This is a genomic window from Pseudomonas sp. EMN2 (assembly GCF_009650555.1).
Classification (GTDB): domain Bacteria; phylum Pseudomonadota; class Gammaproteobacteria; order Pseudomonadales; family Pseudomonadaceae; genus Aquipseudomonas; species Aquipseudomonas sichuanensis.
This window is the reverse complement of the sequence record NZ_VZZR01000069.1, coordinates 1-13,284: the sequence shown is the minus strand read 5'-3', so window position 1 is coordinate 13,284 and position 13,284 is coordinate 1. Positions and strand designations below refer to the sequence as shown.

13 protein-coding genes are annotated in these 13,284 nt (G+C 63.4%); 11 read left to right on the top strand and 2 right to left on the bottom strand.

The window, feature by feature from the left end:
- Positions 1 to 145: 145 nt before the first annotated feature.
- A complete protein-coding gene (locus F6X61_RS20035) occupies positions 146 to 691 on the bottom strand; it encodes an Rrf2 family transcriptional regulator (protein ID WP_125464434.1) in 546 nt (181 codons plus the stop codon).
- A gap of 270 nt (positions 692 to 961) precedes the next feature.
- On the opposite strand from F6X61_RS20035, the gene F6X61_RS20030 reads away from it, so the two are divergent.
- Together F6X61_RS20030 and F6X61_RS20025 are read left to right on the top strand one after the other, a co-directional pair.
- A complete protein-coding gene (locus F6X61_RS20030) occupies positions 962 to 2,161 on the top strand; it encodes an NAD(P)/FAD-dependent oxidoreductase (protein WP_153788101.1) in 1,200 nt (399 codons plus the stop codon).
- Positions 2,162 to 2,390: 229 nt separating this feature from the next.
- Complete coding sequence (locus F6X61_RS20025) at positions 2,391 to 4,016, top strand: methyl-accepting chemotaxis protein (RefSeq protein ID WP_153788100.1); 1,626 nt, start codon at positions 2,391 to 2,393, stop codon at positions 4,014 to 4,016.
- Between the two features lie 100 nt (positions 4,017 to 4,116).
- On the opposite strand, the gene F6X61_RS20020 is transcribed toward F6X61_RS20025, so the two are convergent.
- Positions 4,117 to 5,520, bottom strand: coding sequence for a cytosine permease (locus tag F6X61_RS20020; protein ID WP_153788099.1), 1,404 nt, complete (start codon positions 5,518 to 5,520; stop codon positions 4,117 to 4,119).
- A gap of 318 nt (positions 5,521 to 5,838) precedes the next feature.
- Between F6X61_RS20020 and F6X61_RS20015 the strand changes: the two genes are divergently transcribed.
- From F6X61_RS20015 to F6X61_RS19975, 9 genes are all read left to right on the top strand, one after another.
- Positions 5,839 to 6,324, top strand: coding sequence for a flavin reductase family protein (locus F6X61_RS20015; RefSeq protein WP_153788098.1), 486 nt, complete (start codon positions 5,839 to 5,841; stop codon positions 6,322 to 6,324).
- Positions 6,325 to 6,389: 65 nt separating this feature from the next.
- Complete coding sequence (locus F6X61_RS20010) at positions 6,390 to 7,430, top strand: LLM class flavin-dependent oxidoreductase (RefSeq protein ID WP_153788097.1); 1,041 nt, start codon at positions 6,390 to 6,392, stop codon at positions 7,428 to 7,430.
- Positions 7,431 to 7,718: 288 nt separating this feature from the next.
- Positions 7,719 to 8,315: an amino acid synthesis family protein gene (locus F6X61_RS20005; RefSeq protein ID WP_003256068.1), complete on the top strand. Its 597-nt coding sequence runs from the start codon at positions 7,719 to 7,721 to the stop codon at positions 8,313 to 8,315.
- A gap of 68 nt (positions 8,316 to 8,383) precedes the next feature.
- Positions 8,384 to 9,217: an alpha/beta fold hydrolase gene (locus F6X61_RS20000; protein WP_153788096.1), complete on the top strand. Its 834-nt coding sequence runs from the start codon at positions 8,384 to 8,386 to the stop codon at positions 9,215 to 9,217.
- Positions 9,214 to 10,695 (top strand): aldehyde dehydrogenase, encoded by a 1,482-nt coding sequence (locus F6X61_RS19995; protein WP_153788095.1) that lies wholly within the window; start codon positions 9,214 to 9,216, stop codon positions 10,693 to 10,695. The genes F6X61_RS20000 and F6X61_RS19995 overlap by 4 nt, the downstream gene beginning before the upstream one ends.
- Before the next feature lie 12 nt (positions 10,696 to 10,707).
- The gene (locus tag F6X61_RS19990) at positions 10,708 to 11,193 is read left to right on the top strand and encodes a flavin reductase family protein (RefSeq protein ID WP_153788094.1); all 486 of its coding nucleotides are present in this window, start codon (positions 10,708 to 10,710) and stop codon (positions 11,191 to 11,193) included.
- Positions 11,194 to 11,373: 180 nt separating this feature from the next.
- On the top strand, positions 11,374 to 11,763 hold the full coding sequence (locus tag F6X61_RS19985; protein ID WP_153788093.1) for a carboxymuconolactone decarboxylase family protein: 390 nt from the start codon (positions 11,374 to 11,376) through the stop codon (positions 11,761 to 11,763).
- Between the two features lie 90 nt (positions 11,764 to 11,853).
- Positions 11,854 to 12,606 (top strand): GntR family transcriptional regulator, encoded by a 753-nt coding sequence (locus tag F6X61_RS19980; protein WP_110996546.1) that lies wholly within the window; start codon positions 11,854 to 11,856, stop codon positions 12,604 to 12,606.
- Between the two features lie 2 nt (positions 12,607 to 12,608).
- On the top strand, positions 12,609 to 13,172 hold the full coding sequence (locus F6X61_RS19975; protein ID WP_153788092.1) for an NUDIX hydrolase: 564 nt from the start codon (positions 12,609 to 12,611) through the stop codon (positions 13,170 to 13,172).
- Positions 13,173 to 13,284: the final 112 nt, after the last annotated feature.

Genomic DNA, 13,284 nt, shown 5'->3' with positions numbered 1-13,284 from the left:
ACTTTGGCCAAGACCAAAGTAACCCGCCGTAAGGGCGGAAAGGTGACTATGCGTCGACATCGCAAATGAATGCGCATAAACCTATCAAAACAAAAATGCTTTTACTGAATAAAATCTAGAAAGGAAACAGCAGTCCTACAACAACTTAAACAGCCACTACCGGTATATCCCCGCTACCACTCCCCTTCCCGTCCCGCCGCTCCCCCATCCACTCATTAACCTGCTGCCCAAACGCCGCCGGCGCCTTGCGCCCAAAGCGCCGCGCCAGGTCCAGGATCGTCTGCTGCGCCAGCGCCTCCTCCATGCGCTTCTGCGCCCCCAGCATCACCGCATTGATCGCACAGGTCCCCTCGACCGCCCAAGCCGGTGCCGAGCCTTCGAACACCGCGCAACGCTCACGAATCTCGCGGCAGTCGAAAATCTTCTTGTGCCCATCGATGGCCGTGACGATATCCAGCACCGTTATTTCATCCGAAGGCCGCGCCAGGCGGAAACCACCCCGTACACCCTCGGTAGCCGCAACCAACCCGGCCCGAGCCAGCTTGGTAAACACCTTCGCCAGGTACTCCTGCGGTACACCCTGCAACTCGGCCAGGTCACGCACGCTGGACTCGCGGCTGTCGCCACGCTCGTCGACCAGGAACAACAGGCAATGGATACCGTACTCGACGCCGGCACTGTAGAGCGACATGTCAATCTCCGACTGAATTTGTCGCAAATACTACGCCCATAAAAGGTAACTGGCAAAGCTTCAGCTCGCCGCCCGTCGCCAACCTATCAGCACAAAAAACCCCTGCGATCCAGCAAAACCGCAGGCTCTGAGCGCCCTTGCCAAAACCTCGGCGGCGATGGGCTAAAAAAAATACTTGCCGAGACAAACTACGATCAATACAGTCGCAGTTACTCGGGAGGCAGCCAACGCACCACCGAAGCCCTTTCCCCCACCTCGCGGAGCACTCACATGACCCCACATATCCTGATCATCGGTGCCGGCTTTGCCGGTGTATGGAGCGCCCTGAGCGCCGCTCGCCTGCTCGACCAGGCCCAGGCCGGCGACGTGCGCATCAGCGTGCTGGCCCCGCAGCCGGAGCTGCGCATCCGCCCACGCTTCTACGAAGCCGATGCCCACACCTTGCAGGCCCCGCTGAGCGAATTGTTCGATGTGGTTGGCGTGCAGTTCATCCACGGCAACGCCGAAAGCATCGACAGCGCCGCGCGCCAGGTCGGCTACATCGACGCCAACGGCCAGCACCAGCAACTGGGCTACGACCGCCTGGTCCTCGCCGCCGGTAGCCAGGTCGCTCGCCCCGCCGTGCCGGGCCTGGCCGAGCACAGCTTCGATGTCGACCAGATGGAGTCGGCTGTACGCCTGGAGAAACACCTGATCGGTCTGGCCAAGCTGCCCGCCTCGCCGGCACGCAACACCGTGGTGGTGTGCGGCGGCGGCTTCACCGGCATCGAGACCGCCACCGAAATGACGCCTCGCCTGCGTGCCATCCTCGGTGAAGGCAATGTCCGCGTGGTGCTGGTGGACCGTGCCGACAGCATCGGTGCTGCACTTGGCGCCGGCATCACCCCGGCCATCATCGCCGCCTCGGAACACGCCGGTGTCGAGTGGCTGACCGGTGCTTCGGTAGTGGCCGTGGAGGCAGGCGGCGTGACCCTCGACAACGGCCAACACATCGCCAGCAACACCGTGATCTGGACGGCTGGGGTCAAGGCCAGCCCGCTGACCGCGCAAGTCACAGGCGAGCGCGACGCCCTGGGCCGGCTGCGGGTCGACCCGCACCTTAAAGTGGTCGGCCAGGAGCATATCTACGCCACCGGCGACGTCGCCTGGGCCGCCGTGGACGACATCGGCAACCACGCGCTGATGACCTGCCAGCACGCCATCCCCATGGGCCGCCATTCGGGCAACAACGCCATGGCCGACCTGTTGGGCCTGGCGCCAGTGGTATATCGCCAGCCGAAGTACGTCACTTGCCTGGACCTGGGCGAATGGGGCGCGGCCTACAGCGAGGGCTGGGAGCGCGAACTGGTGCTGCAAGGCCAGGAAGGCAAGAACCTCAAACGCCAGATCAACACCGTATGGATCTACCCACCGGCAGCCGACCGTGAACAGGCGCTGGCGGCCGCGGACCCGGCGATTGCCATCGTATAAGGGAACTAAAACTGACTGATCCGTCAGATAATGACGGATCAGCCTGTACGTGCTGTTACATTGAATGACTGGTCAATAATAATGGCCATATGGCATCATTGGCGCCAAAAAAACATCGAGAAGGTGAGGAACACACTCAATCCGCAGCGCATCGAGAGCCTGGCGCCCCGCCATCACGGCCCTCAAACCATGCTCTTGACGCCTGCACGCCAACGTCAAGGAGCATGCCATGCAGTTACGGAATATGAAGATCGGCAAACGCGCCGCCAGCGTGTTCGCGCTTTTAGGTGCACTGGTTCTGGCAATGGGCCTGCTTTCTCTCTACGAAACCCGGCAGATGGACAGCGCCACCGACGAAATTCGCATCACCTGGATCCCCGCCATCGTTGCCCTCAACGACATAAGCAGCAACCTCGGTCGCGTCCGTGCGGTAACCCTGCGCACCGCTCTGGATGACGACAGCAACGAGCGAGGCCGCAACACTGCCTTGCTGCAGACCGTCAACGGTCAGCTGCAAGCCGCCCTCAAAGCCTACGAAGACACCATCATCGCCGCCGATGACCGTGCCCTGTTCAATGCCTTCAACGCTGCCTACCAGCAGTACTACGGCCTGCAGCAGGAAGTCGTGCAGGACATCAACGCCGGCCGCGCGGCCGATGCCAAGCGCAAGATCAGCGGCCCGCTCACCCAGCATGCCGACAGCATGATGAAAGCCATGGCGGCCCTTATCGCCTACAACGGCAAGGGCGCCGATGATGCTTCGCAGCGCAGCAGCGACGTGGCCGACGAGGCCTTCACCGTGATCGTCAGCTCACTGCTGGTCATCATCATCGCCCTCATCGCCATCGCCACCCTGCTTACCCGCAGCATCGTCGTCCCACTGGCCGACGCCGTAGCCGTGGCCGAGCGTGTGGCCACCGGCGACCTTACCCGCGACATCCAGGTCAGCGGCCGCGACGAGCCGGCACTGCTGCTGCGCGCCCTGAGCCAGATGCAACAGAGCCTGCGCGATACCCTGCGCAAGATCGCCGCCTCCTCCGACCAACTGGCCTCGGCCTCCGAAGAACTGCACACGGTCACCGAAGACACCAGCCGCGGCCTGCACCAGCAGAGCGCCGAGATCGACCAGGCCGCCACGGCCGTCAACCAGATGACCGCTGCGGTCGAGGAAGTGGCCAACAACGCGGTGAGCACCGCCGATGCCTCCAAGGGTGCCGACCAGACCACCCGCGACGGCCGCGACCAGGTCAACCAGGCCTTGAGCTCGATCCAGCACCTGGTCGACGACGTCACCGGCACCTCCCAGGAAATCGAACAACTGGCCAGCAGCGCCAACGAAATCAGCCGGGTACTGGACGTGATCGGCTCGATTGCCGGGCAGACCAACCTCCTGGCGCTCAACGCGGCCATCGAGGCAGCCCGCGCCGGCGAGGCCGGGCGCGGCTTTGCAGTGGTCGCCGACGAAGTACGGGCACTGGCCCACCGCACGCAGCAGTCCACCGCTGAGATCGAGCAGATGATTGGAGGGATTCAGGACGGCACCGGGCGTGCGGTCAGCGCCATGCACAGCAGCCAGGGCCGCGCCAACGGTACGCTGGAAGTGGCGCAGTCGGCCGGCCAGGCGCTGGAATTGATCGCCGCGGCCATCGCCTCGATCAACCAGCGCAACCTGGTGATCGCCAGTGCATCGGAGCAACAGGCGCAGGTGGCACGGGAAGTGGACCGTAACCTGGTGAACATTCGCGACCTGGCGATGCAGACCTCGGCCGGTGCCAACCAGACCAGCGCGGCTGCGCAAGACCTGTCGCGCCTGGCAGTGGAATTGAACGCCATGGTGGCGCAGTTCAAGGTTTGATCCGAGGGCTTTGCACGGCATGAAAACATCGCGGGGCAAGCCCGCTCCCACGCTAACTCTGTGGGAGCGGGCTTGCCCCGCGATGTATCTGCGCGATGAATCAGTCGTTCGCGCCAACCACCCTGCCCGCCTTCACCGGCTGCCCACGGCTGGCCAAGCAGTAATACAGCGGCACGGTCACGATCAAGCCGAACAGCCACGACAGGTCTGCCCCTTCGACGATGTTCGAGTAAGGCCCGACATACAGCGACGTGTTGGCGAACGGCAGCTGCACCAGGATGCCGCAGGCGTAGGCGATGATCGCGTGGTGGTTGAAGCGGCCATAGATGCCGCCGTCGGCGCTGAAGATCGAGGCGATGTCGTACTCGCCCTTCTTGATCAGGTAGAAGTCCACCAGGTTGATCGACGCCCACGGCACCAGCACCAGCAGCAGTGCCAGGATCAGGCCTATGAACTCACCGATGAAGTCGGCCGAGGCGTTCAGCGCGACCATGCCGCAAGCCACCAGGATCACCGTCGCCAGCACCACGCGCACCTTGATGCTCGGCGTCCACTGGGCGGCGAAGGTCTGGATCGCGGTGACGATCGACAGCACCGCGCCATACAGGTTGAGGGCGTTGTGGCTGATGATGTTGAGCAGGAACAGCACCATCAGGATCGGCCCCAGCCAGCCGGTGGCCTGCTTGACCGCCGCCATGGCGTCGGTACCTTCCGGTACGCACAGCACCGCCACCGCACCGAAGCTGAAGCACAGGATGGTACCCAGGGTGGCGCCGAAGTAGGTGGCCCAGAACGGCTTGGCAATGCCGATCTCACGCGGCAGGTAACGCGAGTAGTCGGAGGTGTATGGAGAGAAGCTGATCTGCCAGATGGTGCCCAGCGACACCGTGGCGATGAAGCCCGACAGGTTGAACGCGCCACGGCTGAAGAAGTCGGCCGGCAGGTCCTGGGCGAACATCATGATGAAGCCGGCCAGCAGCGCCGAACCCATCACCCAGGTACCGATGCGGTTGAGGATGTGGATGAAGCGGTAGCCGATCACGCCGATGGCGGTGGCGCTCAGGGCACCGATGACGATGGCGCTGGGCATCGGCACGCTGGGGGCGATGCCGTGGATCGACTTGCCCGCCAGGACGATGTTGGAAATGAAGAAGCCGACGTAGATCAGCGCGGTGAAGAACACGATCAGCAGCGCGCCGTAGCGGCCGAACTGGCCACGGCTCTGCACCATCTGCGGAATGCCCAGCTGCGGTCCCTGCGCAGAGGCCAGGGCAAGTACCACACCGCCCAGCAGATGGCCCAGCGCGATGGCGATCAGGCCCCACAACAGGTTCAGGTGGAACACCTGCACCACCATGGCCCCGGTGACGATGGGCAGTGGTGCAATGTTGGTGCTGAACCACAGGGTGAACAGGTCGCGCGCCTTCCCATGGCGCTCGGCAGGTGGGACGTAATCGACCGTGTGATTTTCGACAAACTGGTGTTGCGACGACGGTTGGGACATAGGTTTTCAGCTCGAAAGGTCGTTTTTTATCTTTGTATGGAAACCGCTCAAGGCGGCCTCTCAGCTGCGGACCATATTATGGTATTCCAAACTTTTGACAACACTGCTCCGCGCTTTTTCAGCGCATCTGATCTGCCTGGCGCCCCGCCTTGGCGCAGCTAATTCACTGCAAAACCCAATGAATACGGGGCCTTGACCGTTCATCGCGATATCCGTGCACCAGAAAATTCCGCTTGCAAAATAGGTATTACGGTATACCATCAGACACATCAACGATAAAAACCGCGGACCACCGCAGCCCCTTCCGAGGTACACAAGATGATCGACGCAACTGTCTACAAGAACGTCCTGGGCTCCTTCCCGTCCGGCGTTACCGTCATCACCACCCTGGACGACGACGGCTCGATCGTCGGCCTCACCGCCAGCGCCTTCTCTTCGCTGTCGATGGACCCGCCACTGGTGCTGTTCTGCCCCAACTACAGCTCCGACTCCTACCCTGTATTGATGAAGAACAAGCGCTTCGCCATTCACCTGTTGTCCGGTGAGCAGCAAGCCGAGGCCTATGCCTTCGCGAAAAAGGGCAAGGACAAGGCCAACGGCATCGAGTGGACCCTGAGCGACCTCGGCAACCCGATCCTGGCCGGCGCCACCGCCGTCATCGAATGCGAACTGTGGCGCGAATACGAAGGTGGCGACCACGCCATCATGGTCGGCAAGGTGCACAACCTGATCGTGCCGCAAGAGGCACCACGGCCGATGATCTACTGCCGCGGCAAGATGGCCAGCCTGCCGGCCTTCGCCTGATGCAACCCATCTGAAACCCTGCCCCGGCAGGCAACAACAAGACAACAAGCTCCGAGGAAAGCCCCATGAAATTTTCGTTGTTCGTGCACATGGAACGTTGGGATGAACAGGTCAGCCACCGCCAGCTGTTCGAAGACCTGACCGAACTGACCTTGATGGCCGAAGACGGCGGTTTCAGCACCGTGTGGATCGGCGAACACCACGCCATGGAATACACCATCTCGCCGAGCCCGATGCCGCTGCTGGCCTACCTCGCCGCACGCACCGAGAAGATCCGCCTGGGCGCCGGCACCATCATCGCGCCGTTCTGGAACCCGATCCGCGTGGCCGGCGAATGCGCCCTGCTCGATGTGATCAGCAACGGTCGCATGGAAGTGGGCCTGGCCCGCGGTGCCTACCAGTTCGAATTCGACCGCATGGCCAACGGCATGCCGGCCACCGACGGTGGCAAGGCCCTGCGCGAAATGGTGCCGGTGGTGCGCAAACTGTGGGAAGGCGACTACGCCCATGACGGCGAAGTCTACAAGTTCCCCACCTCCACCAGCGTGCCCAAGCCGTTCAACGCCACGCCGCCGATGTGGATCGCCGCCCGCGACCCCGACTCGCACAACTTCGCCGTGGCCAATGGCTGCAATGTCATGGTCACCCCACTGATGAAGGGCGACGAAGAAGTGCTGGACCTGAAGAACAAGTTCCAGGCCGCCCTGGACAACAACCCGGATGTGCCGCGCCCACAACTGATGGTACTGCGCCACACCCACGTGCACAGCCCGGCGGAGCCTGAAGGCTGGAAAGTCGGCGCCCAGGCCATCTCGCGCTTCTACCGCACCTTCGACGCCTGGTTCGGCAACAAGACCACCCCGGTCAATGGCTTCCTTGCGCCTAGCCCAGAATCGAAGTTCGCCGAAGTGCCAGCGTTCGAGCTGGACAACATCCGCAAGAACACCATGATCGGCACCCCCGAAGAGATCATTGCGCGCATCAAGTACTACCAGGAACTCGGTGTCGACGAGTTCAGCTTCTGGTGCGACAACAGCCTGCCCCATGCCGAGAAGAAAAAGTCGCTGGAGCTATTCATCAAGGAAGTGGTGCCGGCCTTCGCCTGAATTCCCTTTGCCTGAAATCTTGCGGGAACCAGCCCGCTCCCGTGGGCCCCTGTGGCCCGCGTGAGCGGGCTTTTTTTAGGCCCTATCGCGGGGCAAGCCCGCTCCCACGCAGTACCCCCGTGGGAGCGGGCTTGCCCCGCGATAGGCCAGTACAGACAGCAGAGATTTCAGGGCATCAAGCGACCTTTCGTCCCCCGGCGAAACAAATTTTCGGTCACCTCTTGCACATCAAATATTATGGTATACCATCAGACAACAAGAGCTGATAACCCTAACCAGGAGCCCCCCATGAGTTTCGAAATCCGCAAGATCGTCACCTACTCCGAAGAAACCCGCATCGAAGGCGGCAAGGCCACCGACAAGCCGGTGACCATGGTCGGCCTGGCCGTGGTGATCAAGAACCCATGGGCCGGTCGCGGTTTCGTTGAAGACTTGAAGCCGGAAATCCGCGCCAACTGCTCCGAACTGGGCGCACTGATGGTCGAGCGCCTGACCGCCGCCATCGGCGGTGCCGACAAGATCGAGGCCTACGGCAAAGCCGCCGTGGTCGGCGCCGACGGCGAGATCGAGCACGCCTCGGCAGTGATCCACACCCTGCGCTTTGGTAACCACTACCGCGAAGCCGTGCAGGCCAAGAGCTACCTGAGCTTCACCAACAAGCGCGGTGGCCCGGGCACTTCGATCCAGATCCCGATGATGCAGAAGGACGACGAAGGCCTGCGCTCGCACTACATCACCCTGGAAATGCAGATCGAAGACGCCCCGCGCGCCGACGAGATCGTCGTGGTGCTGGGCGCCGCCGACGGTGGTCGCCTGCACCCGCGCATCGGTAACCGCTACATCGACCTGGAAGAACTGGCTGCCGAAAAAGCCAACGCTCAATAACAACAACCAAGACGGGCCTGGGCGTGGCGAGCATACCCGCCGCGCCCGACCTTCAAGGAGCGCCCTCCATGATTCAGCCTGTCGCTGAACGTACACCGACCGGGACCAGTTACCTGGACCTGGGCCAGGGCCAGCCCGTGGTACTGATCCACGGCGTGGGCCTGAACAAGGAAATGTGGGGCGGGCAGATCGTCGGCCTGGCCAACGACTACCGCGTCATCACCTACGACATGCTCGGCCATGGCCAGAGCCGTGTGCCCGCCGCCGACACGCCGCTCGAAGGCTACGCCGAACAGCTCGCCGAATTGCTCGACCACCTGCAGATCGCCCAGGCCACCGTGATCGGTTTTTCCATGGGTGGCCTGGTGGCCCGCGCCTTTGCGCTCGATTACCCGCAACGCCTGGCCGCGCTGGTGGTACTCAACAGCGTGTTCAACCGCAGCCCCGAGCAGAGCGCCGGGGTGATCGCCCGTGCCGCGCAAGCCCTTGAACAGGGCCCCGACGCTAACGTCGACGCAGCCCTGGACCGCTGGTTCAGCCGCGAATACAAGGCGGCCAACCCAGCCCAGGTCGCCGCCATCCGCCAAGTGCTGGCCAGCAACGACCCGCAGGGCTACCACACCACCTATTCGCTGTTCGCCACCCAGGACATGTACCGCGAAGGCGACCTGGGCAGCATCCAGGTGCCTACGCTGATCGCCACCGGCGAACTCGACAGCGGCTCCACCCCGGCCATGACCCGCCAGCTCGCCGCGCGTATCCCCGGCGCGCAGAGCGTGGTCCTCGCCGAGCAACGGCATATGATGCCGGTGGAAGCGCCGCGCGAAGTCAACAAGATGCTGCTGGACTTCCTCAAGCAAGCCCGCACCCTCACCGAATCCGCCAAGGGGATTGTTGCATGACCCTCGTTCGTTTCCAGATGTGCATCGACGGCCAGTGGCTCGATGCCCAGAGCGGCAAGACCTTCGACAGCCTCGACCCGGCCACCGCTCAGGCCTGGGCGCAACTGCCAGACGCCGCCGAAGCCGACGTCGAGCTGGCCGTGCAGGCTGCCCAGCGCGCTTTCGACAGCAAAGCCTGGCGCGGCCTCACCGCCACCGCCCGGGGCAAACTGCTGCGCCGCCTGGGCGACCTGATCGCCGAGAACAAGGAACACCTGGCCCAGCTCGAGAGCCGTGACAACGGCAAGCTGATCCGCGAAACCCGCGGCCAGGTCGGCTACCTGCCGGAGTTCTTCCACTACACCGCGGGCCTGGCCGACAAGCTAGAAGGCGGCACCCTGCCGCTGGACAAGCCGGACCTGTTCGCCTACACCGTGCACGAGCCAATCGGCGTGGTCGCCGGGATCATCCCCTGGAACAGCCCGCTGTACCTGACCGCGATCAAGCTCGCCCCGGCCCTGGCCGCCGGCAACACCATCGTGCTCAAGCCCTCCGAGCACGCCTCGGCGACCATCCTCGAGCTGGCCCGCCTGGCCCTCGAAGCCGGCTTCCCGGCTGGCGTGGTCAACGTGGTCACCGGCTACGGCCCAAGCACCGGTGCGGCGCTCACCCGCCACCCGCTGGTGCGCAAGATCGCCTTCACCGGCGGCGCCGCCACCGCCCGCCATGTGGTGCGCAGCAGCGCCGAGAACTTCGCCAAGCTGTCGCTGGAGCTGGGCGGCAAGTCGCCGAACATCATCTTCGCCGACGCCGATCTGGACAGTGCCATCAACGGCGCCGTGGCCGGCATCTATGCCGCCTCCGGGCAAAGCTGCGTGGCCGGTTCGCGCCTGCTGGTGCAGGACGAGATCTTCGACGAATTCGTCGAACGCCTGATCGCCCGCGCCCAAAGCATCCGCATCGGCAACCCGCAGGACGAACGCAGCGAAATGGGCCCCATCGCCACCTCCCAGCAACTGGCCGTGATCGAGGGCCTGGTGGCCGCGGCCAAGGCCGAAGGCGCCACCTTGCGCATGGGTGGCAAGCGTGCCGAGGTCGAAGGTGACGGCTGGTTCTACGAGCCGACCCTGTTCGAGTGCGACAGCAACTCGATGACCATCATGCAGGAGGAAGTGTTCGGCCCGGTCGCGGCGGTGATCCGCTTCAAGACCGAAGAACAGGCCCTGGCGATGGCCAACGACTCGCAGTTCGGCCTCGCCGCCGGCATCTGGACCCGCGACCTGGGCCGCGCCCACCGCCTGGCCCGCGACGTGCGTTCGGGGATCATCTGGGTCAACACCTACCGCGCGGTTTCGGCCATGGCCCCCATCGGCGGTTTCAAGAACAGCGGCTATGGCCGTGAGAGCGGCATCGATTCGGTGCTCGCCTATACCGAGCTGAAGACGGTGTGGATCAACCTCTCCACCGCGCCCATGCCCGACCCGTTCGTGATGCGTTAAGAGGAACACGAGATGATCGAACCCGGCATCTACAAAGACGTGATGGGCTCGTTCCCGTCCGGTGTCACCGTGGTCACCACCCTGGACGCCGACGGCGCCATCGTCGGCATCACCGCCAGCGCGTTCAGCGCGCTGTCGATCGACCCGGCGCTGGTGCTGTTCTGCCCCAACTACGCCTCGGACACCTACCCGATCCTGCGCGACAGCAAGCAGTTCGCCATCCACCTGCTGTCCGCCGACCAGACCGCCGAGGCCTATGCCTTCGCCGGCAAGGGCAAGGACAAGGCCAAGGGCATCGACTGGCAGTTGAGTGAACTGGGCAACCCGTTGCTGACCAAGGCCACGGCGATCATCGAGTGCGAACTGTGGCGCGAGTATGACGGTGGCGACCACGCGATCATCGTCGGTGCGGTGAAGAACCTGGTGCTGCCTGCCGACCCGGTTACCCCGATGGTCTACCACAAGGGCAAGCTCGGCGCGCTGCCGCCGCTGGGCTGATTATCGGCGTCGGGCTTTTCGCGGGTAAACCCGCTCCCACAGGTACCGCACACATCCTGTGGGAGCGGGTTTACCCGCGAAGAAGGCAACCCCGACCTTGCAGTTTTCCGGGGGCCGCGCATACCCCCTCACCTTCGGTTGCGGCCCCCATTTTTATTCAACGTTCAAGGACCTCGGCAGATGAGCAACGAAAAGTACGAGCAAGGCCTCAAGATCCGCACCCAGGTACTCGGCGAGGACTACGTCAACCGCTCGATCCAGAACGCCGACGAGTTCACCAAGCCGCTCCAGGAGCTGGTTACCGAGTACTGCTGGGGCCACGTCTGGGGCCGCGATGGCTTGTCGCTCAAAGAGCGCAGCATGATAAACTTGGCCATGATTTCCGCGCTCAACCGGCCCCACGAGCTCAAGCTGCACATCCGCGGCGCCTTGCGCAATGGCCTGAGCCGCGAACAGATTCGCGAGATCCTGCTCCAAGTCGGCATTTATTGCGGCGTACCTGCGGCGGTGGACAGTTTCCGCCTGGCCCGCGAGGCCTTCGCCGAAGCCGATGCAGAGTCAACCCGTTAACAACGGGCTGTTTCGAACCACTGCAAGGAGCGCCACGGTTCGTGGCCCTTCGCGATGTTGGCGCAACAGCCTCATAAAAGAGCGCCCCTGATGAAACGCCAGCCACTCGACGACAGCTTCAAGGTCAACCGCAACCCCGTTACCCTGCGTGAAATCGTGCTGGACAAACTGCGCAGCGCGATCATGAACTTCCACCTGCTGCCGGGCGATCGCCTGGTCGAGCGCGACCTCTGCGATCGCCTCGGCGTCAGCCGCACTTCGGTCCGCGAAGCCCTGCGCCACCTCGAATCCGAAGGCCTGGTGGAGTTCGCCGACGCCAAGGGCCCGCGCGTGGCCATCATCACCCTGGAAGACGCCCGCGACATCTACGAGCTGCGTTGCGTGCTCGAAGGCCTGATCGTCCAGTTGTTCACCCTCAACGCCAAGACCAAGGACATCCGCGCCCTGGAGCGCGCTCTGGAAGTCAACCGCGAAGCGCTGGAAGACGGCGAGCTGCAGCAGGTGCTCGACTCGGTGCAAGGCTTCTACGACGTGCTGCTCGAGGGCTCGGGCAACCAGGTGGCCGCCCAGCAACTGCGCCAGTTGCAGGCGCGCATCAGCTACCTGCGCGCCACTTCGGTGTCGCAAGAGAACCGCCGCAGCGCCAGCAACCGTGAAATGGAAAAGATCGTCGAGGCGATCAAGAGCGGCGACCCGCAAGTCGCCCACCAGGCCTCGGTCGACCACGTACGCGCTGCTGCGAAGGTGGCACTGGACTACCTGCGCCAGAAACAGGACGACAACGCCAAGGTCCGCGAAATCGTCGCTCCCCTGCCCCTCAAGGACCCTCGCATAGGCCGCTGACCATGCCCACCGCCCCGCGCTACTGCCCGCACTGCACCACGGAACTGGCCCGGGGCGTCCCCAACGGCGACACCCACGAACGTCTGCACTGCACCGGCTGCGGCTACGTCCACTACATCAACCCGAAGATCATTGCCGGTTGCATCATCGAACGTGATGGCAAGTACCTGTTGTGCCAGCGGGCCATTCCGCCGCGGCCGGGGACCTGGACCTTGCCGGCGGGGTTCATGGAGGCCGGCGAGACCACCGAGCAGGCGGCGTTGCGCGAGGTGTGGGAAGAGAGTGGCGTGCGGGGCGAGATCGTCTCGCCCTACTCGATTTTCAGCGTGCCGCAGATCAGCGAGGTTTACATCATCTTCCGGGCCATTGCGACCGAGGAGACTGGGGAGTATGGGCCTGAGACCCTGGCTTACAAGTTCTTCGAGCCTGACGAGATTCCGTGGGACGAGATTTACTACCCGGCGATTCGGCAGATTCTGGAGCGGTACATTCTTGAGCGGCAGGCGGGGGTGTATGGGATCTATATGGGGAATGATGATACTGGGAAGGTGCATTTCATTCGTTAAGTGGGGTTCGGGGCTTAGTGTGTTGGTTTTGATTGATGTATGCGCATTCATTTGCGATGGCGACGCATAGTCACCTTTCCGCCCTTACGGCGGCCTACTTTGGTCTTGGCCA

Bases quoted from the DNA above. Each gene is read 5' to 3' on its own strand.
- F6X61_RS20035 (WP_125464434.1), bottom strand. From the start codon at position 691: ATGTCGCTCTACAGTGCCGGCGTCGAGTACGGTATCCATTGCCTGTTG.
- F6X61_RS20030 (WP_153788101.1), top strand. From the start codon at position 962: ATGACCCCACATATCCTGATCATCGGTGCCGGCTTTGCCGGTGTATGG.
- F6X61_RS20025 (WP_153788100.1), top strand. From the start codon at position 2,391: ATGCAGTTACGGAATATGAAGATCGGCAAACGCGCCGCCAGCGTGTTC.
- F6X61_RS20020 (WP_153788099.1), bottom strand. From the start codon at position 5,520: ATGTCCCAACCGTCGTCGCAACACCAGTTTGTCGAAAATCACACGGTC.
- F6X61_RS20015 (WP_153788098.1), top strand. From the start codon at position 5,839: ATGATCGACGCAACTGTCTACAAGAACGTCCTGGGCTCCTTCCCGTCC.
- F6X61_RS20010 (WP_153788097.1), top strand. From the start codon at position 6,390: ATGAAATTTTCGTTGTTCGTGCACATGGAACGTTGGGATGAACAGGTC.
- F6X61_RS20005 (WP_003256068.1), top strand. From the start codon at position 7,719: ATGAGTTTCGAAATCCGCAAGATCGTCACCTACTCCGAAGAAACCCGC.
- F6X61_RS20000 (WP_153788096.1), top strand. From the start codon at position 8,384: ATGATTCAGCCTGTCGCTGAACGTACACCGACCGGGACCAGTTACCTG.
- F6X61_RS19995 (WP_153788095.1), top strand. From the start codon at position 9,214: ATGACCCTCGTTCGTTTCCAGATGTGCATCGACGGCCAGTGGCTCGAT.
- F6X61_RS19990 (WP_153788094.1), top strand. From the start codon at position 10,708: ATGATCGAACCCGGCATCTACAAAGACGTGATGGGCTCGTTCCCGTCC.
- F6X61_RS19985 (WP_153788093.1), top strand. From the start codon at position 11,374: ATGAGCAACGAAAAGTACGAGCAAGGCCTCAAGATCCGCACCCAGGTA.
- F6X61_RS19980 (WP_110996546.1), top strand. From the start codon at position 11,854: ATGAAACGCCAGCCACTCGACGACAGCTTCAAGGTCAACCGCAACCCC.
- F6X61_RS19975 (WP_153788092.1), top strand. From the start codon at position 12,609: ATGCCCACCGCCCCGCGCTACTGCCCGCACTGCACCACGGAACTGGCC.